The organism is Andreprevotia lacus DSM 23236, assembly GCF_900176275.1.
Classification (GTDB): Bacteria; Pseudomonadota; Gammaproteobacteria; order Burkholderiales; family Chitinibacteraceae; genus Andreprevotia; species Andreprevotia lacus.
This window is the reverse complement of record NZ_FWXD01000006.1, coordinates 1-25265: the sequence shown is the minus strand read 5'-3', so window position 1 is coordinate 25265 and position 25265 is coordinate 1. Positions and strand designations below refer to the sequence as shown.

Annotated in this window: 19 protein-coding genes and 1 pseudogene; 15 read left to right on the top strand and 5 right to left on the bottom strand. The window is 63.3% G+C overall.

The annotated features are described in order from the left end of the window. Positions 1 to 63 precede the first annotated feature (63 nt). The 7 genes from tsaB (at position 64) to B9A19_RS06180 (ending at position 11793) form a co-directional block, all read left to right on the top strand. On the top strand, positions 64 to 750 hold the full coding sequence (gene tsaB / locus B9A19_RS06210; RefSeq protein WP_084089915.1) for a tRNA (adenosine(37)-N6)-threonylcarbamoyltransferase complex dimerization subunit type 1 TsaB: 687 nt from the start codon (positions 64 to 66) through the stop codon (positions 748 to 750). Further along, positions 747 to 1196, top strand: a complete 450-nt coding sequence (gene rimI, locus B9A19_RS06205; RefSeq protein ID WP_084089914.1) for a ribosomal protein S18-alanine N-acetyltransferase — start codon at positions 747 to 749, stop codon at positions 1194 to 1196. The genes tsaB and rimI overlap by 4 nt, the downstream gene beginning before the upstream one ends. After that, a complete protein-coding gene (locus tag B9A19_RS06200; protein ID WP_084089913.1) occupies positions 1193 to 2053 on the top strand; it encodes a uracil-DNA glycosylase in 861 nt (286 codons plus the stop codon). The genes rimI and B9A19_RS06200 overlap by 4 nt, the downstream gene beginning before the upstream one ends. A gap of 192 nt (positions 2054 to 2245) precedes the next feature. Continuing rightward, entirely contained in the window at positions 2246 to 5191 is a 2946-nt protein-coding gene (locus B9A19_RS06195; protein WP_084089912.1) for an HD domain-containing phosphohydrolase, read from the top strand. 159 nt (positions 5192 to 5350) lie between these two features. Beyond that, positions 5351 to 6661, top strand: coding sequence for an NAD(P)/FAD-dependent oxidoreductase (locus B9A19_RS06190; protein ID WP_084089911.1), 1311 nt, complete (start codon positions 5351 to 5353; stop codon positions 6659 to 6661). Positions 6662 to 7022: 361 nt separating this feature from the next. Continuing rightward, positions 7023 to 9605 carry a PAS domain-containing sensor histidine kinase gene (locus B9A19_RS06185; RefSeq protein WP_084089910.1) on the top strand — a complete coding sequence of 861 codons (2583 nt, stop codon included), beginning with the start codon at positions 7023 to 7025 and terminating at the stop codon, positions 9603 to 9605. Beyond that, positions 9580 to 11793, top strand: a complete 2214-nt coding sequence (locus tag B9A19_RS06180; RefSeq protein WP_084089909.1) for a putative bifunctional diguanylate cyclase/phosphodiesterase — start codon at positions 9580 to 9582, stop codon at positions 11791 to 11793. The genes B9A19_RS06185 and B9A19_RS06180 overlap by 26 nt, the downstream gene beginning before the upstream one ends. 17 nt (positions 11794 to 11810) lie before the next feature. Here B9A19_RS06180 and B9A19_RS06175 read toward each other — a convergent pair whose 3' ends face one another. Continuing rightward, a complete protein-coding gene (locus B9A19_RS06175) occupies positions 11811 to 13112 on the bottom strand; it encodes an MFS transporter (protein WP_084089908.1) in 1302 nt (433 codons plus the stop codon). Between the two features lie 129 nt (positions 13113 to 13241). Here B9A19_RS06175 and B9A19_RS06170 point away from each other — a divergent pair, with 129 nt between their 5' ends. Further along, complete coding sequence (locus B9A19_RS06170; protein WP_084089907.1) at positions 13242 to 13856, top strand: TetR/AcrR family transcriptional regulator; 615 nt, start codon at positions 13242 to 13244, stop codon at positions 13854 to 13856. A gap of 55 nt (positions 13857 to 13911) precedes the next feature. Here B9A19_RS06170 and B9A19_RS06165 read toward each other — a convergent pair whose 3' ends face one another. Together B9A19_RS06165 and B9A19_RS06160 are read right to left on the bottom strand one after the other, a co-directional pair. Further along, the gene (locus tag B9A19_RS06165; RefSeq protein ID WP_084090065.1) at positions 13912 to 14637 is read right to left on the bottom strand and encodes a peptidylprolyl isomerase; all 726 of its coding nucleotides are present in this window, start codon (positions 14635 to 14637) and stop codon (positions 13912 to 13914) included. 109 nt (positions 14638 to 14746) lie between these two features. Next, a complete protein-coding gene (locus B9A19_RS06160) occupies positions 14747 to 16129 on the bottom strand; it encodes a D-amino acid dehydrogenase (protein WP_373277998.1) in 1383 nt (460 codons plus the stop codon). 51 nt (positions 16130 to 16180) lie between these two features. Here B9A19_RS06160 and B9A19_RS06155 point away from each other — a divergent pair, with 51 nt between their 5' ends. From B9A19_RS06155 to B9A19_RS06135, 5 genes are all read left to right on the top strand, one after another. Then, positions 16181 to 18046, top strand: a complete 1866-nt coding sequence (locus B9A19_RS06155; RefSeq protein ID WP_084089905.1) for a sensor histidine kinase — start codon at positions 16181 to 16183, stop codon at positions 18044 to 18046. A gap of 75 nt (positions 18047 to 18121) precedes the next feature. After that, positions 18122 to 19180, top strand: coding sequence for a recombinase RecA (gene recA, locus B9A19_RS06150; RefSeq protein WP_084089904.1), 1059 nt, complete (start codon positions 18122 to 18124; stop codon positions 19178 to 19180). Positions 19181 to 19273: 93 nt separating this feature from the next. After that, complete coding sequence (gene recX / locus B9A19_RS06145) at positions 19274 to 19726, top strand: recombination regulator RecX (protein ID WP_084089903.1); 453 nt, start codon at positions 19274 to 19276, stop codon at positions 19724 to 19726. 267 nt (positions 19727 to 19993) lie between these two features. Beyond that, the gene (locus B9A19_RS06140; protein WP_176216813.1) at positions 19994 to 20797 is read left to right on the top strand and encodes a sensor histidine kinase; all 804 of its coding nucleotides are present in this window, start codon (positions 19994 to 19996) and stop codon (positions 20795 to 20797) included. Then, positions 20794 to 23061, top strand: coding sequence for an EAL domain-containing response regulator (locus B9A19_RS06135; protein WP_084089901.1), 2268 nt, complete (start codon positions 20794 to 20796; stop codon positions 23059 to 23061). The genes B9A19_RS06140 and B9A19_RS06135 overlap by 4 nt, the downstream gene beginning before the upstream one ends. Here the strand turns inward: B9A19_RS06135 and B9A19_RS06130 are convergent. Then, positions 23028 to 23435: a YchJ family protein gene (locus tag B9A19_RS06130; RefSeq protein WP_084090064.1), complete on the bottom strand. Its 408-nt coding sequence runs from the start codon at positions 23433 to 23435 to the stop codon at positions 23028 to 23030. The two genes, B9A19_RS06135 and B9A19_RS06130, sit on opposite strands and share 34 nt — an antisense overlap. Before the next feature lie 56 nt (positions 23436 to 23491). Between B9A19_RS06130 and B9A19_RS06125 the strand changes: the two genes are divergently transcribed. After that, on the top strand, positions 23492 to 24163 hold the full coding sequence (locus tag B9A19_RS06125; RefSeq protein WP_084089900.1) for an HAD family hydrolase: 672 nt from the start codon (positions 23492 to 23494) through the stop codon (positions 24161 to 24163). A 1-nt stretch (position 24164) separates the two neighbouring features. Then, positions 24165 to 24920 (top strand): CHAD domain-containing protein, encoded by a 756-nt coding sequence (locus B9A19_RS06120; protein WP_084089899.1) that lies wholly within the window; start codon positions 24165 to 24167, stop codon positions 24918 to 24920. A gap of 66 nt (positions 24921 to 24986) precedes the next feature. Here B9A19_RS06120 and B9A19_RS22035 read toward each other — a convergent pair. Beyond that, a pseudogene (locus B9A19_RS22035) lies at positions 24987 to 25265 on the bottom strand (IS4 family transposase); the annotation flags it as partial.

Below are 25265 nucleotides of genomic sequence, written 5' to 3'. Positions count from 1 at the left end.
TCATAGCCGAGGCGCTCGCCGTCGGCGTGATAGAATCATCCGGTTGTTTCATCTGCGTCACCCATGACTTTCATCGCCCTCGATACCTCGACCGAACAACTGTCGCTTGCGCTGTCCACGCCGGACGGCGTTGTCGCGCGCGACTGGCAAGCCGGCCAGCGCCATGCAGAACACACCCTGCCCTATCTGGAAGCCTTTCTGGCCGAACACGGCGTTGCACGCAGCCAGATCAAGGGCGTGGCCTATGGCATGGGGCCGGGTTCGTTCACCGGTTTGCGCATCGCCTGCGGACTGGCCCAGGGGCTGGCGTTCGGGCTGGGCGTGCCCGTGGTGGGCGTATCCACGCTGGAAGCGCTGGCTGCACAGGCGCCGGCCGGGCAAGACCGGGTCTATGCCTGTCTCGACGCACGCATGAACCAGGTTTATTGCGCCGCCTATCGCCGCAGTGGCGATGGCTGGCAAGAGGTCACTCCGCCCACGCTGGCCGACCCGGATGCCGTGCCACAGCCCGAGGGCAATGGCTGGCTGGGTCTGGGCAGCGGCTTTGCGGCTTATGCCGATGCGTTGCAGGGCAGGTTGGGAGCCCATCTGTCGGCAACCCACGGCGAGGCACTGCCGCGCGCTGCAGAGATGCTGGCGCTGGCACTGCCACGCTTTGCCGCCGGACTGGGCGTGCCGCCGCACGATGCGCCGCTGGTTTACCTGCGCGACAAGGTGGCGCTGAAAACGCACGAGCGGGTCAAGAAGTGAAGCTCGAAGCACTCACCCTCGCCGATGCCGATGCACTGGTTGCGCTGGATGCCGTCACCAACATCCATCCGTGGACACCACCGCTGTGGCGCGACACCATCAAGCAGCAGCAGGTAGTCGGCATGCGTAATGCCAAGGGCGCACTGACCGGCGCCGCCGTAATCAGCCGCACGCTGGATCAGGCCGAGCTGTTGATGATCGCGGTGGCTCCCGCCGAACAAGGCAAGGGCCTGGGCCGCGCGCTGCTGGAAGCCATTCTGGTGCAACTGGGCAACGACGGCGTGGTCGAGCTGTTTCTGGAAGTACGCGCCAGCAATCTGCGCGCGCAGGCGCTGTATCAGGGCGCGGGCGCCAACGAAATCGGCCAGCGCCGCAACTATTATCCGTGTGCAGGCGGGCGTGAAGACGCACACCTGTATGCCTTTTATCTGAGCGCCGCAGCATGAGCCTGCGCGCCCGGGCACTTGATGCACTCGGTCTGGGGCCGCTTTGGGTCCGCCGCACCCGGCTGGCCGAGATCGAGGCAGCCAACGCGGCCGCAGTGCATGACGCCCCCGCCGCCGAAGCGCCCGCCCCAGGCGCTGCAGCCACTGCGACCCCTGTTGCCGAGCCGACGCCAGCCAAGCGTTCGATGGCACCGGTGGTCGTCGTGCCCACCCCGGCCAGCAAGGCTGCCGCAGCTGCTGCGGCCAAGCCGGTCATCCCCATCGATGACGAGCGCGCGGCACGCATCGCCGCGCTGGACTGGAATGGATTGCAGCAGGAAGTAGCGCAATGCACCGCGTGCAGCCTGTGCCAGAGTCGTACGCAGACCGTGTTCGGCGTCGGTCAGCCGGCAGCCGACGTACTGGTAGTGGGCGAAGCCCCGGGGGCCGAAGAGGATAAACGTGGCGAGCCCTTTGTCGGCGCAGCCGGCAAATTGCTCGACAGCATGCTGGCGGCAGTGGGTGAAAAACGCGGCGAGCAGGTCTTCATCGCCAACGTGCTCAAGTGCCGCCCGCCGGGCAACCGCAACCCGACGGTAGAGGAAGTCGCACATTGTGCGCCACTGCTGCGCCGGCAGATTGAGCTGCTGCAGCCCAAGGTCATTTTCGCCAGCGGCCGCTTTGCCATCCAGACACTGCTGGAAACCGACGCACCCGTGGGGGCATTGCGCGGCAAGGTACACCAGTACAAGGCCACACCGGTGGTGGTGAGCTATCACCCGGCCTACCTGCTGCGCAATCTGCCCGACAAGGCCAAGGCCTGGCGCGATCTGTTGCTGTTGCAACAGGAAATCCGCCGCCACCGCGCAGCGGGCTGAGCGCCCCTGCGGTAGTCCCAGGGTGAGAAAACAGCACCGGCGGCGGCGGAGCGCACTCCAGCAGCATGAGGATCTCGCGCTGCGCCTGCGCCCTGATTACACCCTCGCCAGCAGGTCGTAAACAGGCGCTGACGCAGGCGCCGGCCGGCTTGGCTATGCTGCTTTCATGCAGACCGCCATACCGGTATCGCCATGATGGGACTTCCCCACACGCTGCAGCGCAATTTCCCTTTGCGCGTGCATATCGCCACGCTGTTCACACTACTTATCCTGCTTACGGGCCTGGGCATAGGCTGGTTCGTCTACCAGCAAAGCCAGGAAACCGCGCTGACCCAAGCGCAGGCCGACTTCGAGCGCACCGCGCGCGAAATGACGGTCAGCCTTGAACGGCTGTACCGCCCCACCGGCGCGCTGGTCAACCTGCTGGCCCGTCAGCCGCTGATGCACGCCCATGATCTGGGCGAGCGGCTGGAAAACCTCGACACGCTGCGTGAAATGCTCAATGCCAATCCGCAGTCGCTCAGCCTGTATGTGGGCTGGGATGACGGTTCGTTCTTCCAGTTGCGCACGCTGGATGACGACAGATTGCGCAAGGCGCTGGCCGCACCGGCAAAGGCCACCTATTTGATGCAGTCGATCGACGTCGGCAACGGCACGCTGCCGGTGGACCGCCGCTACATCTACTACGACGCCAACCTGACCATGTTGCGCGACGACGAGCGCCCCGACTATCAGTACGACCCGCGCCAGCGGCCGTGGTACAAGCAAGCGGTAGCGCAGGATGGCCTAGTGCGTACCGACCCCTTTGCCACCTTTACCACCGGCGAGCTGGGGCTGGCATTTGCGCACCGCAATCGCGACGCCAGCGCCGTCGCGGCTGCCACGCTGACACTGACGCGGCTCTCGTCCGCGCTTGCCGCCGGCAAGCCGACCGTCTCGGCCCAGCTCTTGCTGTTCGATGACCAGCGCCGCGTACTGGCCTATCCCGAGCAGGAAAAACTGCTGATGGCCGATGCCAGCAAGGACACCGGCTGGCGGCCCGCCCTGCTGGAAGACCTGCACGTGCCGCTGCTGCAGGTGTTGCTGCCAGCCGGCAAGCCGGTGATGGCAGACCGGCGCAGCCGGATCGACGCCAGCGGGCACGAATGGCTGACCGCCATCGTGCCGGTGGGCAGCGCCAGCGGATCATCCACCTGGCTGTTGCTGGCAGCTCCGACTGCCGAGCTGTACGCCGATGCGCGCACCGTGCGCAACAAGACGCTGCTGGCCACCGTGGCCGTTGTCCTCCTGTCGCTGCCACTGGTCTGGATGCTCTCAGCCCATATCGCCGGTCAGCTGCGCAAACTGACCCACGAGGCACAGCGGATACACCGCTTCGAGTTTGAAGGCGAATTATCAACCGAGTCACGCGTCAAAGAGGTGGCCGAGCTGACCGATGCCATCGGCAAGCTCAAGCGCACCATACGCCGCTTTCTCGATATCAGCCTTAGCCTGAGTGCGGAAACGCGCTTCGAGCAATTGCTGGACCGCGTGCTGGCAGAAATGCTCGGTGCTGCAGGGGCCGAAGGCGGAGCGATCTACCTGCTTGACGATACGGGCAGCAAACTCACGCCAGCAGCAATGCGCTGGCAAAACGAAGCCGTCGGCGTCGACAGGCTGGGCGACATTCCGCTCTCTGATACCACAGAGCCGCTGGTACAGGCAGTAAAGGACCGCCGCACGGAAATCCTGCTCCTGACCTCCCCCCGCCCCGCATCGCTGCAGTTCATCGATGCGCATTTCGGCAGCGCACGTGTGCAGATGATCGCGCCGCCGCTGACCAATCGTGCAGGTGAGCTGGTGGGCGTGTTGTGCCTGTTCCTGCCCAATGAGCGCGAGGCCGTTTCACCCGAGCGCATCGCCTTCATCGAAGCGCTGTCCGGCACCGCAGCCATCGCGATTGAAAGCCAGCGGCTGTTGCAAGGCCAGAAAGCGCTGCTCAATTGCTTCATCACGCTGATTGCCGGCGCCATCGACGCCAAAAGCCCCTATACCGGCGGCCACTGCCAGCGCGTGCCCGAGCTGACCAAGGCGCTGGCCGAAGCCGCACACGAGGCCAGCGACGGCCCGTTCAAGGATTACCGGCTGAGCGAGGAGGACCGCGAGGTGCTGCATATCGCCTGCTGGCTGCACGACTGCGGCAAGGTCACCACGCCGGAGTACGTGGTCGACAAGGCTACCAAGCTGGAAACGCTGTACGACCGCATCCACGAAATCCGTACCCGCTTCGAGGTCCTGAAGCGCGATGCCGAGATCGCCTATTGGCAAGGGGTAGCCGGCGGTGGGGATACAATCACGCTGGCGGCAGAACGCGATGCGCTGCTGCAGACGTTGAACGACGAGTTTGCCTTCGTTGCCGAGTGCAATACCGGTGGCGAATACCTGGCGCCCGACAAACTGCAGCGGCTGCGCCAGATCGCACAGCGCCAATGGCAACGCACGCTGGACGACAACCTCGGGCTGTCGTGGGCAGAAAAGCGCCGCAAGCAGGTCGGCGAAGTCACGCTGCCAGTGTGGGAATCGTTGCTGGCCGACAAACCCGAGCACATCCTGCCGCGCAACCCCGGCGAAATCATGGCCGAGGACAACCGCTGGGGTTTCAAGCTGCGCACGCCCGAGCACAAGTTCAATCGTGGCGAGCTGCACAACCTGTCCATCTCGCGCGGCACGCTCACCGATGAAGAGCGCTATATCATCAATGACCATATCGTGCAGACCATCATCATGCTCGACAGCCTGCCGCTACCCAAGCATCTGCTGCGCGTGCCCGAAATTGCCGGTGGCCACCACGAACGCATGGACGGCAACGGTTACCCCAAGCGGCTGTCACGCGACGAGATGAGCGTGGAAGCGCGCATGATGGCGATTGCCGACATTTTCGAGGCACTGACCGCCATCGACCGCCCCTACAAGGTGGGCAAGACCCTGAGCGAAGCGCTGACCATCATGGCGCGCATGCAGCAGGAGCAGCACATCGACCCCGAGCTGTTCGCGCTGTTCCTGCACAGCGGTGTCTACCTCACCTATGCCAAACGCTACCTGCTGCCCGAGCAGATCGATGCGGTGAATATCGCCGACTACCTGCCAGCCGGAGCTTGAAGCCGGCCGGCGCTGCGCTCATGGTCTGCAGCGCTTGCGGGGGGTCACCCGGTTTCAAAACCGTATAGACGAAATCCATACAAGGGCGGCAGTAGTTACCTATGCTGCCCTGCAGCAGCGTGGCATGCTGTCAGCATTCAATCAGCGTGGAGCGGCATCATGGCGAAAGCAGCAGATCTTCCCCGTATCGTGATTGTTGGCGGTGGCGCCGGTGGCCTGGAACTGGCCACCACCCTCGGCCGCAGGCTGGGTGCGCGCAAGCGCGCCGATGTCGTGCTGGTTGATGGCGCCGCCACCCATATCTGGAAACCGCTGCTGCATGAAGTCGCCACCGGTGCACTCAATACCGGCGAGGACGAGGTCAATTACTTCGGCCACGCTTACCGCAATGGCTATCGCTTCGAGTTTGGCTGGATGGCCGGGCTGGACCGCGAGCGCAAGACCATCCGCATTGCCCCGGTGACCGGGCCGGACGGCGACGAACTGGCTGCCGCGCGCGAGATCGGCTACGACACGCTGATCCTGGCGCTGGGCGCCATCGCCAACGACTTCGGCACGCCGGGCGCGCAAACGCACTGCATGTTCCTCAACACCCCCGAGGATGCCGAAAACCTGCGCCGCAAGATCCTTGCGCAATCGTTTGCTGTCGGCAACTCGGGCGACCCGGTGCGCAAGCTCAACATCGGCATCGTCGGCGGCGGACCGACCGGCGTCGAGCTGGCGGCGGAAATCGACCACACCATCCGCGAGCTGCACCACTACGGCGGCGGCCTCACCCCGGCGCAACTGGAAATCACCATCATCGAGGGTGCCGAGCGCATCCTGGCCACCGCGCCGGAATCACTGTCGCACTACGCCACCGAGGCACTGTTGCAACGCGGCATCCTGGTGGCCTGCAACAGCCGCGTGGCCGAGGTGAACGAGCGCGGCTTCGTGCTGGCCGATGGCAAGGTAATCGAATCGGATATCCGCGTCTGGGCTGCCGGCGTGAAGGCCGCCGAATGGCTGGGCACCCTGGGGCTGCATACCAACCGGCTGAACCAGATCGAGGTGACCACCACGCTGCAGACGCTGACCGACAAGCACATTTTCGCGATTGGCGATTGCGCCAGCGCCCCCGATGGCGAGGGCGGCAAGCCACTGCCCGCCACCGCGCAGGTCGCGCACCAACAGGCCAGCTGGCTGGCCGACGCGCTGGAAGCGCTGCAGGCCGGGCGCGAGGTCACCCCATTCCGCTTCAAACCGCAGGGCATCATCGTCTCGGTGGGCAAGCACGCTGCCGTGGCCAGCCTGGCCGCGGTGGTCGGCCCCAAGCGGGACTATTACGTGGAAGGGCGTGGCGCCAAGCTGATTTATTCATCGCTGTACCGACTGCATCAAGCGGCGGTGCATGGCTGGGTACTGGCGGTGCTGCTGTGGATAGGCGACAAGCTGCGGCGCGCGGCCCAGCCAACCCTCAAGCTGCACTGAACGCGAATTGCCATTGCCTGTGGTTGGTGGTCAAAAGGCGGCATCGGGAGCCCGGCCAGGCCGGGTTCCCGGCATCTGCTTTTAACGGGGAGCTGCATCTCCCGCGTGTTCTGCTTCACACCCCGACATTACCATGGTGGCCATGCCTTGGCCGACCAGCGGTACGGGCAGCAGGCTTTGGAAATCAGCCACTTGCGCCAGGCAGAGGCAACAGCAGACAGGCAGGGGCACCCTGCTCTGCCTGCGTATCTTAGGGGCCGGGCTCCGACCGCCCGCACAGTACAGCTTGCCGATAGCCGTTCGCCGGTTTATCAAGTAATTACGCATTACTTTCCCAAAATGCGGGAGTTGCAGGCCGGACATGCTGCGTCGACCCCATCGTCATCTCCTTCTGCGCATGGCGGCTGTGGTCATCGCCGCCATCGCCATTGCCCTGTGCCTGCACACTGCCAATCATATCGCGCGGACCGCAGACGAAAACCTGCGCAAGCTGGCCCAGCAGGATACGGCGCGCATCGCCCAGAATCTGACGGACTGGCTTGATCTGCGTCGCCAGACGCTGCGCGGGCTGGCCGCCTTGTTTGCCGGCTCCAGCGAGGTGGCAGAGGATGAATTCGCGCATGGCATCGAAATCCTGCGGCAACGCGGGGACAGCCGCATCGTGCTGCCGCTGGCCTATGCGCGTGTCTCGGCTGACGGTACATCGCTGGCCATCATCTACAGCACCGAAACCGACGGCTTGCTGGCTCGCGGCCGTGATCTTGCCATCGACCCGCAAGCCGCCACATTGATACGCACCGCCTTTCCCGCTGCCGGCCATACCGTAACCAGCCCGGTGGCTCACGATCGCAGCGGCAATGCCTATACCTTCATGGCCTTCCCGCTGGAGCGCCCGGGGCAAGCGCGCGAGCTGATGCTGACGGTTGTGCGTTATCAGGATGTGTTCTCGCTGATCTCGCAACCCGCCCAGGGCATCGCCCTGCGCAGCTGGATTCGCCCCCGTGGCGGCGAGCCTGCCTATATCAACGGCAGCGCCGAGGTATCACCCGGTACCTTGTTCACCATCACTTTTGGTGGAGAGCGCAACGGCACTTACTATCAGCAAGCCTACGACATCCTCGGCAACTATCCGGGGCGGCAGGCCAGCACCGAGAACCTGGCACTGGCCGTGCGCCTGGGCGGCACGCTGACCATCCTGATCGTCCTCGGTCTGGTGCTGAAGATGCTCGATCTTTACCGCCAGAGCCTGCAACGGGCGGCCAGCCTGCAACAGACCCATGCCAAACTGCAGGAAAGCGAGCTGCACTACCGTACGCTGATCGATCAGGTGCCGGGCGTGGTTTTCCGGGCCGTTGCGGCCCCCGAGCGGCGCAAGGTCTACTTCAGCCCCGCAGTAACCGCGCTGACCGGCTATGAGCCGGACGAGTTGCTTGGCGCGCAGAACATCCGCGACCTCATCGTGCCGGAAGACCGGGAGCGTGTCCGGCGAGCGCTCGATCTGGAGCACGGCACGACCACCGATCACGAGATCGAATACCGCATCCGCGACCGTGCGGGCCTTGAGCACTGGATATCGGAGCGAAACCACGTTTCCATCGATGCCCAGGGGCAGCGCATCATTGATGGCGTGATGATCGACATCAGCGCCCAGAAAACCGTTGAATCATCGTTGCGCAGCAAGGTGAATTTGCTGCGCGGCATACTCGACAACGCCCCCGAGGTGATGATCCACGGGGTGACGCTGAAGGGAGAATTCCGCTTTCTGAATCCGGCCAGCGCGCAAATCCTGGGCTGGGTGGAGGATGAAGTACGAAACAGATCGTTCCAGACGCTGGGCATCGTTTCCGAGCTGGATGCGGCCAAGGCGCTGGCATTGTTCCGGGCCATGGCCAGCACCATGCAGCCGCTGCCGGCCGGCGAATGGCAGATACGCAACCGCGATGGTGCCGAGCGTGTGCTGCTTGCCTCACTCTTCCCCATCCATGATGAATCCGGCGAAACGCTCATCATCACCATTGGCCTCGACATTACCGAGCGCAAGCGGGCCGAGGTTGAGTTGCTGGCCGCGCGCGATCAGCTTGAGCAACAGGTGCAGCAGCGCACCGCTGCGCTGGAGCGCAGCCACCAGGAACTGAAACAAGCCATGAGCCAGCTGGTGCAGTCGGAAAAGCTGGCGTCGCTGGGCAGCCTGGTGGCGGGTATCGCGCACGAGCTCAACACACCGCTGGGCAACAGCGTGACCGTCGCTTCCACGCTCAGGCAGAAAGTCGAGGAGTTTCGCCAGATGCTGGATGACAACCAGCTCAGGCGTTCCGAGCTGGAGCAGTTCCTGCAGTCGTGCGAGGAGGCTACCGGCTTGATCGAAAAAAGCAGCCAGCGTGCCGGCAGGCTGATCAACAACTTCAAGCAGGTGGCCGTCGATACCACCAGCGAGCGGCGGCGCGAATTCGAACTGGGCCAGGTTGTTGCCGAGCTGGTGTCCACGCTGCGCCCACTTTACAAGCACACCGCGCACCGCATCGAAATCGACATTCCGCCCGGCTTGTACATGATGAGTTACCCGGGGCCGCTGGAGCAGATCATCACCAATCTGGTGACTAACTCGCTGCGGCACGGCTTTAGCGGGGACAGTGACGGCGTCATCCACATCAGCGCCCGGCAGCAGGATAGCCATATCGTGCTGGAGTACCGCGACAACGGCAGCGGCATACCCGATGCGCTCAAGCGCCGCGTGTTCGACCCCTTTTTCACCACCAAGCTGGGCCAGGGTGGCAGCGGCCTGGGGCTGTATATCGTGTTCAATCTGGTGCAGGGCGTGCTGGGCGGCGCGCTCGCGCTGGCCGATGCAGAAGGTGGCGGATGCCGTTTTACGCTGACCCTGCCTTTGCAAGCACCTCTCTATCAGGATACCTCCAGCGATGAGCACCCTGTTGCCCAAGGATGAGCTGCTGCAGTTCGCTGCAGACCAGCCCGCACCCAGTGCAAACAAGCCGCTGCGCAGCTGGCCAGTGCTGGTGGTCGATGATGATGACGAAGTCCACGCCGCCACCCGCTACACACTGACCGGGCTGACCTTGCTGGGGCGGCCGCTGGAACTGGTGCATGCGCTCTCGGCCAGCGAGGCGCGTGCCATTCTGGCGCAGCGGCAGGATTTTGCCGTTGCATTGCTCGACGTGGTGATGGAAACCGAGGACGCAGGGCTGGCGCTGGTTGCACATATCCGCAACACGCTGGCGCTGACCGAGATGCGCATCATCCTGCGCACCGGGCAGCCTGGCTATGCGCCGGAGCTGGCCGTCTTCACCGACTACGACATCAATGACTACCGCACCAAGGATGAGCTGACACGCACGCGCCTGATCACCGCCTTGATGGCCGCGCTGCGCTCATACGACCAGATACGCACCATTGCCGAGAACCGGCGCGGTCTGGAGCTGATCGTGCGCGCGGTCTCCTGCCTGATGGAAACACATGCCATCAGCCAGTTTGCCGAGGGCGTGCTCACTCAGCTGACCGCGCTGCTCAAGCTGTCGCTGGACGGTATCGTATGCGCGCAACGCGGCACGCCAGATGGCGAAGACATGCAGCGTCTGTTCGTCGTTGGCGCGGCGGGCCGGCTGGCGCGCTTCATTGCCCGTCCGCTGGATCAGTTGGAAGACCAGCAGATCCGCCTCGCCATCGAAAACACCATGGCGCAGGGCCAGCACCAGTTCGATGCGCGCCATACCACGCTGTTCCTGGGCGGCGCCGATCAGGATGCCGCCGTCTACATCAACACCGTGCAGCCGCTCGGTAATGGTGACCAGCAATTGCTGGAAGTCTTTGCCGCCAATATCACGGCCTGCTTCAGCAATGTGCGCCATGTGGAGCAGCTGAACTTCGCTGCGTATCACGATGCGCTTACCCACTTGTCCAACCGCAGCCATTTCATCCTGCAGCTGGATGCGGCCACGCGGCAGGGCATGGTCGACCCGGTGGTGATGCTGCTGGATATCGACCACTTTGCCGACATCAACGATGCACTGGGCCACGACGTGGGCAACGCGCTGCTGGTGGCCGTTGCCGCGCGACTGGACAGCCGCCAGTTGCCCGACTGCACCGTGGCACGCATCGGCGCCGACGTGTTCGGCGTGCTTGGCCCTGCGGGTCTGTTGAATGCCCAGGGCATCTTCAGCCTGATGGCCCGCCCGTTCGAGGTGGGCGAGCACCTGTTGCCCGTCACCGTCACCCTGGGCGAATGCCCAATCAGCCGCGACGACACGGGCTTTGTACTGCTCAAGCGTGCCACCATCGCGCTCAATCTGGCCAAGCGCAACCTGCATGGCAAGCACGAACGCTTCACGCGCGAGATGGAAGCCGATACACGCTGGCGGCAAGAGGTCATCCGCCAGCTGCGGCACGATTTTCACGCCGGCAAGCTGGTGGTCTGGTATCAGCCGCAGATCGACATGGCCAGCGGCCGCGCGGTGGGTGTGGAAGCACTGCTGCGCTGGCCCGACGGCAGCGGCTTTGTGCATCCGCCCACCGTGTTCATCCCGCTGGCTGAGTATTCAGGGCTGATCGTCGAAATCGGCGACTGGGTGATGCAGCAGGCTTGTCTGGCCTATCACCAGCTCATCGCCATCGAGGGTGCTCCGCGCCGGATCGCGGTCAATGTCAGCATGCCGCAGTTCCGCGCCGGCGGGCTGACCGAGCGCATTGCCACTTTGCTGGGCAGCTTGCGCGTGCCCGCCAACGCGCTGGAGCTGGAAATCACCGAGAGCATCGCCATGGACGAACCCAAGGTGGTGGTCTCCAGTCTGCAGGCATTGCGGGCGCTGGGCGTACGCATTGCCATCGATGACTTCGGCACCGGCTATTCGTCGCTGTCCCAGCTCAAGGACCTGCCGATAGACTGCCTGAAAATCGACCGTGCCTTCATCAGCGAGATTGCCGCCGGTCGGGGCGGCATGTTTGCCGAGACCATCATCGCGCTGGGCAAGCGCCTGGGCCTGACCACCATTGCCGAGGGCGTGGAGACCGCCGAACAAGCCGGCTTCCTGCGCGCACTGGGCTGCGGCGAGGCACAAGGCTTCCACTACGCCGAGCCGATGCCGCTACAGGACCTGCTGGCCTGGGTGCAACAACGCTGAAGCGGCGTCGGCCGTACTCAGGCGGCCGCGCCGGCCAGCACGGGCTTGCCGTCCGCACTTGCCTTGTCATTGCGGTTGATGCGCAACACAAGAACCGCCCCAATAATGCACAGGCCGCCCGAAATCCACGTTGCCACATTGTACGAACCCAGGCTGCTGCGCAGCAGACCGGCACCCAGCGCGGCAAATGCGGCGCCCAACTGGTGGCCCGCCACCACCCAGCCGAACACGACGGGCGCATCCTGCCGGCCAAAGCGGTCGGTGGTCAGCCGCACCGTCGGCGGGACGGTAGCCACCCAGTCCAGCCCGTAGAACAAGCTGAACAAGGGCAAGCCGAGCAAACCGAAACCAAACGCATACGGCAGGTAGAGCAGCGCCAATCCACGCAGGCCGTAGTACCAGAACAGCAATACCCGCGCGTTGTAGCGGTCGGACAGCCAGCCCGACAATGTCGTGCCCAGCAGATCGAAAATCCCCATGGCGGCAAGAATGCCCGCGCCCTTCACCGGCGTGATGTTGTAGTCACCGCACATGGCAATGAAGTGCGTGCCGATATAGCCGTTGGTACTGGCGCCGCAGATGAAAAAGCTGGCAAACAGCAGCCAGAAGTCACGCGTTTGGGCTGCGCGGCCCAGTGCGCCAAATGCAATCGTGATCGGGCTCTGCTGCGGCGGCGGTGCAACCACATCGTCTGCACTGGCACCGTAGGCCGTCAGTCCAACGCGATCCGGCCGCTCGGGCAGCAGGAACAACACCAGCGGAATGATGACGGCAGCTGCCACCGCCACCACCAGCACCACCGGCCGCCAGCCGTGTTGCTCGGTCAACGCCGCGAGGATGGGCAGGAACACCAGCTGCCCGGTGGCCGAGCTGGCGGTCAGGATGCCCATGGCGAGGCCGCGCTGTTTTATAAACCAGCGATTGACCACGGTCGCCCCCAGGGTCATCGACGTTGCCCCGGTGGCACAGCCGACGATCAGCCCCCAGATGAGCTGCAGCTGCCAGGTGGCCTGCATCAGGCTGGACAGGCCAATGAATACCGCCAGCACGGTCAGCGCCAGCATCACGGTGCGGCGCAGGCCGAAGCGCAGCATGGCAGCGGCGGCAAACGGCCCCATCAGGCCGAACAGCGCCAGGTTGATCGAAAGGGCCAGCGAGATCGCGCCACGGCTCCAGCCAAATTCGTGTTCCAGCGGCACCATCATCACGCTGGGCGTGGCGCGCGTGCCGGCAGTCACCAGCATGATCAGAAAGGTGACGGCAATGGCGATCCAGCCATAGTGCATGCGGCCCTGCAGCCGCGCAGCAAGTTGCTTCATGAGGCAATTCCTGTTGGTGGCACCGCTGGCGGCGCCCTTAATGTTACCGACCGGTAACAACGCCTTGTCATCATATGTACCGAGCGGTAACATTGTCAATCATCACGAGGCAATGACGATCGAGCCGCCATGAACGACACCAGCAGCAAGCCGCGCGCACCACGCATTGTGGTCAGCGCTAGCGAAGCCTCGGCCCGCATCCTGGATGCGGCGGAAAGCCTGTTCTATCGCGAAGGTGCGCGTTCGGTCGGCGTGGATGCGGTCGTGAAGGAAGCCGGTATCAACAAGATGAGCCTGTACCGGCAGTTCAGCTCCAAGGACGAGCTGCTGCGGCAATACCTGCTGCGACGCGACGAGAAGTTCTGGGCCTACTTCAACGCCAGTATCAACAAGCACCCGGCTGATGCAGCTGCCGCGCTGCGCCAGTTTTTCATTGATCTGGCCGCGCGCGCCTGCCAGCCCGATTACCGGGGCTGCCCTTTCGTCAACATTGCCGCTGAATTTGCCGACCCGGCCCACTTCGCCCGCGAGATGGTGGCGCACAACAAGCGTGACCTGCTGGCCCGGCTGACGGCGCTGAGCGTGGCCGCCGGCGCTGCCGACCCGCACGCCCTGGCCTGCGGCCTGGCCCTGCTGATTGAAGGCGCGTATACCGCCAGCCAGACCTTTGGCAATGCTTCACCGGTGATCGCCGCCTTGCCGCAGGTAGCAGGCACGATGATCACGCAGGCATTGGTTACTTGAGTACAGGCAAGAAAAAACCCCGCCGCAGCGGGGTTTTTCGTGAAACGAGCAGCGATCAAGCTTCGAGCTGATAGCCTTCGATCTTGGCACCCTTCACCAGGGTACCCAGATATTCGTTCATTGCGCGGCGGCCGGCCATCTTGGTCAGATAGTCCTGCAGCTGTTCCTGTACTTCGTCGAAGGACACGCTTTCGCCAGCGGTCTTCTTGCCCGCCTTGATGATGTGGAAACCGAACTGGGTTTCGACCAGTTCCGGGCTCAACTCGCCTTCATTCAGCGCGAATGCGGCGGCATCGAATTCCGGCACCATCTGGCCACGGCCAAAGTTGCCCAGGTTGCCACCTTGCTTGCCCGACGGGCAGGCCGAGTGTTCGCGTGCATAGGCTTCAAACTTGTACGGCTCGGCCTTCAGTTCGGCCAGAATACCTTCAGCCTTGGCGCGCACCAGGCTGGCCGGCACGCCGTTCTCGGCCGAGAACAGGATGTGGCTGGCTTCAACTTGCTCGCCACGCACGAAGCTTTGCGGGTTCTGCTCATAGAAAGCGCGACATTCGGCTTCGCCGGCCGGCGCAACCTGAATGGCCGTGTCCAGCAACGCACCAATCTTTTCGTCTTCGGTTTCACCGGTCAGGCCTTGGGCAACGGCGGTCTGCAGCAGCAGCTCGTGCAGGATCAGCTGTTGGGTGGCGGCATCGATCGGCGACGGGGCGCCTTCAAAGTTCGGCACCTCGGCATCGATGCGAGCCTGGCTGATTTCAACGCCGTTGACGGTAATGGTCATGCTGAAAAACTCCTGATGGCGGGCAGCACGCCCGGCAATAAAAGGCCGCGACAGGCGCGGCAACGGTGAGATTGTACCTGCTCCGTGATTTTCCACGGCGCTTGTCGTTTCAGATGCCGTCGATGAACGGAAATTCAACTGCCGGCTGTCGCCCGGACATCAGGTCGGCAATGGCATGGCCCGAGCCACAGCATTCGGTCCAGCCCAGGGTGCCATGGCCGGTGTTCAGGTAGAGGTTGGCGTAACGCGTGCGGCCGATATACGGCAGATTCCCCGGCGTGGCCGGCCGCAAGCCGGTCCAGAACTCGGCCTCGTCGTAGCCGGCGATATCAGGAAAGATACTGCGCGTGCGTTCCAGCAAAGCCCGGCAACGCACCGGATTGAGATCCAGGTTGTAGCCGTTGAATTCGGCCGTACCCGCCACGCGCAACCGCTCGCCCAAGCGCGAGAACACCAGCTTTTGCCCGTCATCGGTCAGGCTGACCGTGGGCGCGATATCGCCGCCCCGCAACGGTATCGTCGCCGAATAGCCCTTGGCCGGATACAGATCGAGCCGGATGCCCAGCGGGCGCAGTTGCAGCGCACTATAGCTGCCCAGGCAGACGAGGAAGGCATCGGCCCGCAACAATTCTGCGCCACGTTCGCCATGCACCTGCACCGCGCTGATCCGGCCGCCCTCGTCCTGCAGCCCGTCAATGCGGCAGTCGTAGCGAAAGCGCACGCCGTGCTGCTCGCAACGCTGCACCAGCGCGTTGGTGAACTGGCGCGCATCGCCGGATTCATCCGACGGCGTATAGGTGCCACCCACGATGCGGCGATGCGAGCGCGCCAGCGCCGGCTCGATGGCGAGACACTCGGCAGCAGTTTTCACTTCGCGGTCCAGCCCCGTGTCGCGCATCAGTGCTGCGGCGGGTATGGCGGCAGCAAAATCGGCCTCGTCGGTATAGAAATGAAGTATGCCTTCGCGGCGCTCGTCATATTGAATGCCGGTTGCGGCACGCAGCGCCTGCAACTCGCTGCGGCTGTAGAGGCCAAGGCGCACCAGATGCTGCAGGTTGGCTCTGGCACGTGCCGGTGTACATTGGCGCAGAAACTGCCAGCCCCAGCGCCACAATGCCGGGTCGGCACGCAGACGGAACAACAACGGTGCATCTTCCTCGCCCAGCCATTGCAGCACGCGCCACGGTGCCTTGGGGTTGGCCCATGGCTCGGCATGGCAAACCGAAATCTGGCCGCCGTTTGCATAACTGGTTTCGCGCGCAGCTTCCGGCGCGCGCTCGATCACGGTCACATCATGACCTGCCTGATTGAGGAACCAGGCGGACGTGACGCCGATCACGCCAGCCCCCAATACGATTACCCGCATAATATTGCTACCCCCGAGCTGCGGATTATGCCGTCGGCCGCCGCGGGCAGGGGTGGTTTTTCGGTATCTTTTTGCCTTGCAGCAAGCTTGTTGCAGTTTGCAAGATTTGCAGGATGCAGGTGACATGCAACTTGAACTAGACTATGGCGACCGGCGCCATGCCAAACTAGCGTTTACATGAAAAACCTTTCGCTCCGCGCTGCGCTCATTCTCGCCATCCTGGCCGGCCTGCTGGTGCCGGCTGCGATCAATAGCCTGGTGTTGCTGAACAGTCAGCTGGATCAGGCGCGCGCGCAAAGCGTGCGCGACCATCAACGCGTTGCTGACATTCTCGTGCTGGGCATGCAGGAGCCACTGTGGAACCTGTCGCCCGATGCCGGCCGGCCCCTGCTCGACTCGGTGATGAGCGATGACCGCATCATCCGTGTCACCATCAATGACACCACGCTGGGTGTGTTCCTGTCGGCCAGCAAGCCCGAGCGGCGCACCGGCCACGTGCACACCCTGACCCGCGTGGTGAGCAAGCAGGGCAACAATATCGGCACCGTGACCGTCGAGCTGGATGACGGCAAGGAAATCGCGGCCATCGAGCAGGAACAACACCTCTATGTGGGCGCCGTCATCGTGCAGCTGGTCATCAGCCTGGGGCTGATCCTGTTCCTGCTCAACTCGCGCGTGGTCAAGCCGATGGCCGAGCTGTCGCGCCAGTCGCTCAAACTGGCCAATCGCCAGCTGGATGAGCCCTTTGTCTGGCACCGCAGCGATGAAATCGGCCAATTGGGCCACAACCTGGAAACCACGCGCCAGTCACTGCATGCAATGGTTGAGGCGCTGGAGCAGAAAAACCTGCAACTGGAAGCCGACATCCTCAGCCGCCGGCAGATTGAATCGGCACTGCGCGTCAGTCAGGACCGCTATCAACGGCTGATCGAATCGACCCAAGTCATCCCGTGGGATGCCAATGCCAGCGAATGGCGCTTCACCTATATCGGCTCGCAGGCTGAGAAGCTGCTCGGCTACCCCTTGACCCTGTGGTACCACGAAGCCTTCCTGTCCAACTACCTGCATCCGGACGACCGTCACCTCGCCTATCGCCTGTTCAGCGAGCAATCGACCAATCAGGAGCTGGAGTTTGAATGCCGCTTCCTCGCCAAGGACGGCCGCACGGTCTGGGTGCTGCTGATGGCCGCCAGCCGTGGCGAGGGTGACCAGCGGCAGCTGCAGGGCTTCATGATCGACATCACCGCGCGCAAGCAAGCCGAGCTGGAGCTGGAACAATACCGCAACCACCTTGAAGAAACCGTCGAGCTGCGCACGCGCGCACTGGCCACCGCCAACCACGAGCTGGATACGCTGTCGCACTCGATCTCGCAGGATTTGCGTGGGCCGCTGCGTACCATAGACGGCTTCTCGCAGGTGCTGCGCGAGGATTACAGCGACAAGCTCGATGCCAGTGCGCGCAACTATCTGGCACGCATCCGCAGCGCTACACAGGCCATGGCCACCCTGATCGACGACTTGCTGTCGCTGGCCAAGCTCAACCGCAGCGACGTGCGCCGGCAGTTGATCGACCTGTCAGACATCGCGCGTGAAATCATCGAGGAATTCCAGCTGCTGCAGCCCAACCGGCCCATCGAGATTGCCATTGCCCCTGCGCTGAACGTCGAGGCCGACCCCAAGCTGATCCGCATCGCGCTGTATAACCTGCTCGACAATGCCTGGAAGTTCACCGACAAGCAGGGCCACCCACGCATCGAAGTTGGCGTCACCCATGTGCACGGCCAGAGCGTTTACTACGTGAGCGACAACGGCATCGGCTTTGACATGGCGCAGGCCAGCAAGCTGTTCAACCCCTTCCAGCGCCTGCACTCGGACTACAGCGGCAACGGCATTGGCCTCGCGCTGGTGCAGCGCATCATCAATCGCCACGATGGCCGCATCTGGGCAAAGAGCGAGCCGGGCCAGGGCGCTACCTTCTACTTCACCCTGCCGGCCCACAGCAGCCCTTTCCACGCGGCTTCGCCACTCAACCTGATGCCATGACGCAAAACACTTGCCAAACAGAACGATTGTTCTATAATCGCCCTATTCCCTCGTAATCACCCACACGGAACAGCCATGGACGACAACAAGAGCAAGGCGCTCGCCGCAGCGCTTGCACAGATCGAACGCCAATTCGGCAAGGGCGCCATCATGAAGATGGGCGAAAACCAGATCGAAAACGATCTGCAGGTGGTTTCCACCGGTTCGCTCGGCCTTGATCTGGGTCTGGGCGTGGGCGGCCTGCCGCGCGGCCGTATCGTCGAAATCTACGGCCCGGAATCGTCGGGTAAAACAACGCTGTGTCTGCACGTGGTTGCGGAAATCCAGAAGGCCGGCGGTGTGGCCGCTTATATCGATGCCGAAAACGCGCTCGACCCGATCTACGCGCAGAAACTGGGCGTCAACGTATCCGATATGCTGATCTCGCAACCGGATACCGGCGAGCAAGGCCTGGAAATCTGCGACATGTTGGTGCGCTCGGGCGGTGTGGACATCATCGTGGTCGACTCGGTCGCCGCGCTGACGCCGCGTGCCGAAATCGAAGGCGAAATGGGTGACCAGTTGCCGGGCCTGCAGGCACGCCTGATGAGCCAGGCATTGCGCAAGCTCACCGCCAACATCAAGCGTACCAATACGCTGGTGATCTTCATCAACCAGCTGCGCATGAAGATCGGCCAGATGATGCCGGGCCAGAGCCCGGAAACCACCACTGGCGGCAATGCCCTCAAGTTCTACGCCTCGGTGCGCCTGGATATCCGCCGTATCGGTGCGGTGAAAAAGGGTGATGAAATCATCGGCAACGTCACCAAGGTCAAGGTTGCCAAGAACAAGGTGGCGCCGCCGTTCCGCGTGATCAACTTCGACATCCTGTATGGCGAAGGCATCTCGCGCGAAGGCGAGCTGATCGAGCACGGCGTGACGCACAAGGTGGTCGAGAAATCCGGCGCCTGGTACAGCTACAACGGCAACAAGATCGGCCAGGGTCTGGAAAATTCGCGTATTTTCCTCAAGGACAATCCGGAGCTGGCTGCCGAGATCGAACAGAAGATCCGCGCCAAAATCGGCATTTCCAGCCTGCCGCTGGATGCCAACCCGGGCTTTGCCGAGGAAGACGACGCAGCCCTGGCAGAATAAGCCTCTGCCCTCACCCGACTGGCCGCTCATGCGGCCAGTTTGCTTTTCAAGGCCCGCAGGCAATGCTGCGGGCCGCATGCATCAAGGAACAATATGTCCGCATTGCGCAGCAAGGCGCTGCAATTGCTGGCCAAGCGCGAATACAGCCGCAGCGAGCTGCGCCGCAAACTGGCGGCCCGGCTGGACGAAGATACTCCGCCCGAGACACTGGACCAGTTGCTGGATGACTTTGCCACGCGCGGCTGGCTGTCGGACAGCCGCTTTGCCGAGCAATGGGTGCGTACGCGCGCAGCACGCTATGGCGGCAACCGGCTGCGCGCCGAACTACGCCAGCGCGGCGTGGCCGATACCGACATCAGCGACGCACTGGGCGAGGTAGAGCAGGATGAATTCAGTCGGGCGCAACACGTCTGGCAGCGCAAGTTTGCCAGCCCGCCGCAGGATGCGGCCGAGCGTGCCAGGCAACTGCGCTTTCTTGCTGCACGTGGTTTTTCGCTGGACGTGATTTACCGGGTTGTGGGCGGAGAAACGCCCGACATGGATTGACGCCCCCAAAAGATCCAAAAGCGGTGCGGAAATCACGGCCATGCACTACCACTGCCGGCCAGGTTGCACGCACCTTGCCCGCATCAGGGACGCGGGGTTTGTCGGCGACGCCAGGCAGGCATCCGGTACGCGGCACAGAGTGGCTACGCGCTTGCCACATATGGCTGCCACTGGCACAGTCAGCAAGCTGGAGCTATCAATAGAGAATGAGCGTTTCCTGTTTCAGACATGCCATCCGCCCCACTTTCCAACGAGCCCCGCAACACTATGTCCGACGCCCCCCCACCGCTGGTAGACGCCTTGCTGCAGGCGCTGATGCAGCGCGATGGCCAGGCGCTGGTCGGCAATCTGGTGCCCGGCTTTGCCCATGAAGTCAGCACGCCAATCGGCAACTGCGTCACGGTCTCCAGTACGCTGGCCGACAAGACGCGCGCCGTCGCCGCATCACTGCAGGAAAAATCACTCAAGCAATCGCAGCTGGTTGCGTATCTGGCCGATGCCGTGGATGCGGCCACCCTGCTGGAGCGCAATTTGCTGTTGGCGCACGAGCTGATCAGCCGCTTCCGCCAGACCACGCTGGATCAGGCTGGCGCACTGCGGCGCCGTTTCGATCTGGAAGAAACGCTGCATGAATACGCCGCGCTGCTGCGCCACAGGCTGAAGAAAACGCCCTACGAACTGCAGCTCGATCTGCCTTCGCACGTCGAGTTCGACAGCTATCCCGGCGCGCTGCAACAGGTCATTGATCATCTGGTCAGCAATGCGCAACAGCACGCTTTTGCCGGGCGCAGTATCGGCCTGATCAAGATCAGCGGCCAGGCCAGCGCAGACTCGGCTACACTCGATATAGACGACAACGGCATCGGCATTGCGCCGGAACATCTGCCGCACCTGTTTGCGCTGAACGTGGCAACGGTGCCCGGCCAGGCACTGCGCCTGGGCTTGTTCCGCGTACATGAACTGGTGACCAAGGTATTGGGGGGAAACATCAAGGTGAGCAGCAGTCCAGATGCAGGCACACGGATACAGATCAAGCTTCCCCGCATGGCGCCGCCGGAGCACGCCGCATGAATGCGCTGCTGCCGGATGATCAGGACACGCTGCACTTTTCCGAGGAGCAAGTTGCAGCACCCGAGCCAGCGCCACGCTGGCGCATCCTCATCGTCGACGACGAGCCGGATGTGCATCTAGCCACCACCTTTGCGCTGCGCGACAGCATCATCCTCGGCCGCGAGCTGGAGTTTCTGCACGCCTATAACGGCGACGAAGCGCTGCACGTACTGGCACGCGAGGAAAACATCGCCGTGGTGCTGCTCGATGTCGTGATGCAAGGGGACAACGACGGTCTGCTGGTGGCCGATGCAATCCGCAACCAGCTCAACCTGCAGGAGTTGCGCATCGTGCTGCGCACCGGCCACCCCGGCTATGCGCCCGAATACCAGGTGATCCGCGACTACGGCATCAACGACTACAAGACCAAGTCGGACCTCTCGCAAATCCGCTTGCTGACCACGCTCACCACGGCAATCCGCTCGTATCAGCAGCTCAACGCCATCAACACCAGCAAGCGCGGGCTGGAATTGATCGTCGAAGCCTCCAGCCAGTTGCTGGAGCGCCGTTCGCTCGACGGCTTCGCACATCGCGTGCTGTCCAATATCGCCGAGCTGCTGCGCCTGCCCTGTGAGGGACTGATTTGCGTCTTCAACCCGCGCTCTCCCGGCCGCCGGCCGCAACATGCGTGGACCATTGCCAGCGCCTCCGGGCGCTTCCTGTCCTATGAAGGCATTTCGCTGTCGGCGCTGGATCGTGCCGACCTGAGCAACAGCATCGAGCACGTGATCCGCTCGCGCAGCAATCTGTATGCACCGGACTACGCCGTGCTGTTCATGTCGCGCCAGCGTGATCTGGAAGCGGTGGTCTACCTGCACACCGGCCGGCCGCTCGACGATGTGGAATGCCAGCTCACCGAGGTGTTCTGCAGCAATATCGCCATCGGTCTGGAGAACATCGCGCTGTTCGCCCAGCTGCAGGAGCTGGCCTATATCGACCCGCTCTGCCACGTGCCCAACCGCACCCAGCTGGTCAGCCAGCTTGATCAGCTGCGCGCGCATGCAGTCGGCGACGAATGCGTGCTGTTGATCGATGTCGACCATTTCTCGCAGATCAACGATGCCCTCGGCCATCTGATCGGCGACCAGCTACTACAAAGCATTACTCACCGGCTGCGTGGTCTGCTGCCACAGGACACGTTGCTGGCGCGGGTTGACGTGGACATGTTCGCCATCGCCGGCCGGGCCGCCAGGCTGGACATCGACAAGATACTGCGTGCGTTCGACCGCCCGTTCAGCGTGGCTTCACACCAGCTGCGCGTGCAGGTTACCGTGGCCGCTGCGCGGCTGGCCGATACCGAGGCCAGCGGCCTGGGCTGCCTGAAGGATGTCACCATCGCACTCAACCTCGCCAAGCAGGGCATGCGTGGTGGGCTGCTGTGGTTCTCGCCATCGATGAGCAGCGCATCGCGCCAGCGTCTGTCGCTGCTCAACGATCTGGAGCTGGCCATAGGCGGCAACCAGCTTACCGTGCACTACCAGCCGCAAATCGAATTGCAAACCGGTCAGGTGATTGCCGTCGAGGCGCTGGTGCGCTGGCCGCTGCCTGATGGCCAACTGATTCCGCCCGACCAGTTCATCCCGCTGGCCGAGCAATCCGGCCTGATCATCGAGCTGGGCGAATGGCTGCTCGATACGGTCTGCAAGCAGATCGCCACCTGGCGCGACCAGGGCTTGGGTGGGCTGCGCGTAGCCATCAACGTATCGATGGTGCAGTTCAATCACGACGGCTTGATCGACCTGCTGGCCGAGGCATTGCGCCGCTACCTGATTCCCCCCGAGCTGATCGAGGTGGAAATCACCGAGAGCGTAGCCATGCGCAAGCCAGAGGATGTGATCGCGCGCATTGATCAGCTCAAGCGGCTGGGTGTACAGGTGGCCATTGATGATTTCGGCACCGGTTTCTCGTCACTGGCCTATCTGCAGCGGCTGAAGGCCGACCGGCTCAAGATCGACCGTGCCTTCATTCGCGACATGGGTACCGGCGAAACCAGCATTGCCGAAATGGTGATCAACCTGGGTCACAAGCTGGGCATCCGCGTGCTGGCCGAGGGCGTCGAGTTCCCGGCGCAGGCTGCCATCCTGCGCTCGCTCGGCTGTGACGAGGCGCAGGGCTATCTGTATGCCAAACCGGCACCGGCAGAGCTATTGACGCTGTGGCTACAGGAGACCGGCCAGAGCATAGACAACGATCAGCCGCCTTCCAGCATATCGCCGTCGATGTAAAACCAGCGCCCGTCCTCATGTACGAAGCGGCTGCGCTCGTGCAGCCGATAGGCGCGGCCGCCGACCTTGTAGCGGGCAACAAACTCCACCTCGCCGGTATCACCCTGCTGGCTGGCCGCCTTGATGGCCAGACCCAGCCATTTGGCCGGTGCATCCCCCTGCAAATCCAGCGTTGCCGGCCGGGTACTGGCATGCCAGCTCGCCAACAGATAATCCTCCAGCCCCAATACATAAGCGCTGTAGCGCGAGCGCATCAGTGCCTCCGGCGTGGTGGCCGGGGTGCCGGCATGGCAAATGCCGCAACAGCGGTTCAGCGGCTGGCCGCTGCCACACGGGCAAGCTGGCTCGGATACGGATTTGTTGATTTTGGACATCGGATCGGCCAACTCGGGCTGGTAACATACGGTTTTAAGCCCGCATTCTAACGCCAATGACCGCTGCCCCGATTCGCGCCGCCCTGTTCGACATGGACGGCCTCATGCTCGACACCGAACGCATCGCCTGCCGGGCCTGGCATGATGCAGCCGGGCAACTGGGCATCACGCTGGCCGACGAAGTGGTGCTCGGCATGGTCGGCATGCATTCGAGCAAGGTCGATGCCTGGCTGATCAGCCAGCTGGGCGACGATGCGCCCATCCATCTGCTGCGCGAGGCCACACACGAACGCTATCTGCAGCTGACCGAGGGCGCGATTCCGCACAAGCCGGGTCTGATTGCCCTGCTCGACTGGCTGAAGGCACAAGGGCTGCCGATCGGCGTGGCTACCTCCACGCGCCGAAGCATTGCCGAACATCACCTGAAAGCAGCCGGCCTGTGGCCCTATTTTGCCTTTGCCGTTTGCGGCGACGAAATCGAACACCCCAAGCCGGCTCCGGACATCTATCTGAAAGCCGCCGGCTTGCACGGCGTGCCGCCGCAAGACTGCGTGGTCTTCGAAGATTCCAACTTTGGAGTGCGTGCCGGCCACAGCGCGGATTGCCGCGTGATCATGGTGCCGGACTTGCGCCAGCCCACACCGGAAACGCTGGCGCTCGGTGTCGCGGTAGTCCCCTCGCTGGTGGAAGGCCTGCAACTCCTGGCCAGTTGGCAAGGCGAGGCCTGAAATGGCACGCAAGCGGCAACTCCTGCAGCAGATCAACAGCCTGCTGGATGAAATCGACAGCCAGCGCAGTCGCCTGGGCAGCACGGATGCGGCCGATGCATTGCACAAGCTGCGCATCGCGCTGCGCGGCCTGCGCACGCTGTTGCCGCTGCTGCAGCGCAAGGATGCAGCGCAGCCCTCGCTGCGCGACGCGTGGCGTGCGCTGTTCCGGCTTACCGGCCCCGCGCGCGATGCCGAAGTAATGCTGGGCGCCCTGCCCGCCGACCATGTCAGCCAGGCACTGCAACAGCAACGTGTAGATGAAGCCTATGCCGCGCTGCGCACGGCGGCCGACAGCATCACCTGGCCGGTGCTGTGCACCGCCAGCCGCATCCAGCTGGCTGCCGACGTGCGCGACCGCCGCCGCAAGGACATCCGCAAGCGCATCCGCCGCGTGGTACAGCGCCGTGCCCGCGCCTTGTGCGACACGCTGCACCAGCCGGTGGATGAAACGCAATGGCATACGCTGCGCGTCGCCATCAAACGGCTGCGCTATTTGCTGGAGCACACCCAACCGTGGCAGCCAGGGCGCGTGAGCAAATTGCTGCCTACTTTGAAGAATGCACAGAGCCTGCTGGGCGACTGGCACGATCTGACGGTACGCCAGACCGCAGGGCTGATGCTGGATGGTGACGACGTGCTGCGCAACGCACTGGCCAGCAAGGCCGAGTGCGCGCAGCACACACTGCGCCGGCAACTACAGCATGCGCTCGCCTGAATGCAACAGCGGTTTGCATAGAGAGCATGAACGCAAAAAACCCGGCCTTTGCCTAATGCCAGTCAGTTAAGCCTGACTGGCATTTTTGTTTGGGTATTTCGCCGAACGCCGTTTGACCACTCGAGGATAAGTCCGCCCCTCGCGCCGAGGCGGCAGCACGAATAACCGTGCCTGTTCAAAGAGCAATGCCAGTCGTTTAGGCAGGTTTCCAGCAGACTCCAAGGGCGCAAAGCGCAGTAGATCGATGATCGCCATCGCTGCAACATGAAAGCCGATTCGCTGCGGGGCCACCTGCAGCTGCTCCGCCATCAGACGCATCAGCCGTCGCAACAAGGTGTAGGCAAT

Excerpts from the sequence above, each read along its gene's own strand:
- recX (WP_084089903.1), top strand. The coding sequence starts at position 19,274 with ATGTCCGCATTGCGCAGCAAGGCGCTGCAATTGCTGGCCAAGCGCGAA.
- B9A19_RS06155 (WP_084089905.1), top strand. The coding sequence starts at position 16,181 with ATGAAAAACCTTTCGCTCCGCGCTGCGCTCATTCTCGCCATCCTGGCC.
- B9A19_RS06170 (WP_084089907.1), top strand. The coding sequence starts at position 13,242 with ATGAACGACACCAGCAGCAAGCCGCGCGCACCACGCATTGTGGTCAGC.
- B9A19_RS06180 (WP_084089909.1), top strand. The coding sequence starts at position 9,580 with ATGAGCACCCTGTTGCCCAAGGATGAGCTGCTGCAGTTCGCTGCAGAC.
- B9A19_RS06200 (WP_084089913.1), top strand. The coding sequence starts at position 1,193 with ATGAGCCTGCGCGCCCGGGCACTTGATGCACTCGGTCTGGGGCCGCTT.
- B9A19_RS06190 (WP_084089911.1), top strand. The coding sequence starts at position 5,351 with ATGGCGAAAGCAGCAGATCTTCCCCGTATCGTGATTGTTGGCGGTGGC.
- B9A19_RS06185 (WP_084089910.1), top strand. The coding sequence starts at position 7,023 with ATGCTGCGTCGACCCCATCGTCATCTCCTTCTGCGCATGGCGGCTGTG.
- B9A19_RS06165 (WP_084090065.1), bottom strand. The coding sequence starts at position 14,637 with ATGACCATTACCGTCAACGGCGTTGAAATCAGCCAGGCTCGCATCGAT.
- B9A19_RS06175 (WP_084089908.1), bottom strand. The coding sequence starts at position 13,112 with ATGAAGCAACTTGCTGCGCGGCTGCAGGGCCGCATGCACTATGGCTGG.
- B9A19_RS06195 (WP_084089912.1), top strand. The coding sequence starts at position 2,246 with ATGATGGGACTTCCCCACACGCTGCAGCGCAATTTCCCTTTGCGCGTG.
- B9A19_RS06120 (WP_084089899.1), top strand. The coding sequence starts at position 24,165 with ATGGCACGCAAGCGGCAACTCCTGCAGCAGATCAACAGCCTGCTGGAT.
- B9A19_RS06140 (WP_176216813.1), top strand. The coding sequence starts at position 19,994 with ATGTCCGACGCCCCCCCACCGCTGGTAGACGCCTTGCTGCAGGCGCTG.
- B9A19_RS06130 (WP_084090064.1), bottom strand. The coding sequence starts at position 23,435 with ATGTCCAAAATCAACAAATCCGTATCCGAGCCAGCTTGCCCGTGTGGC.
- recA (WP_084089904.1), top strand. The coding sequence starts at position 18,122 with ATGGACGACAACAAGAGCAAGGCGCTCGCCGCAGCGCTTGCACAGATC.
- tsaB (WP_084089915.1), top strand. The coding sequence starts at position 64 with ATGACTTTCATCGCCCTCGATACCTCGACCGAACAACTGTCGCTTGCG.
- B9A19_RS06135 (WP_084089901.1), top strand. The coding sequence starts at position 20,794 with ATGAATGCGCTGCTGCCGGATGATCAGGACACGCTGCACTTTTCCGAG.
- B9A19_RS06125 (WP_084089900.1), top strand. The coding sequence starts at position 23,492 with ATGACCGCTGCCCCGATTCGCGCCGCCCTGTTCGACATGGACGGCCTC.
- B9A19_RS06160 (WP_373277998.1), bottom strand. The coding sequence starts at position 16,129 with ATGTCACCTGCATCCTGCAAATCTTGCAAACTGCAACAAGCTTGCTGC.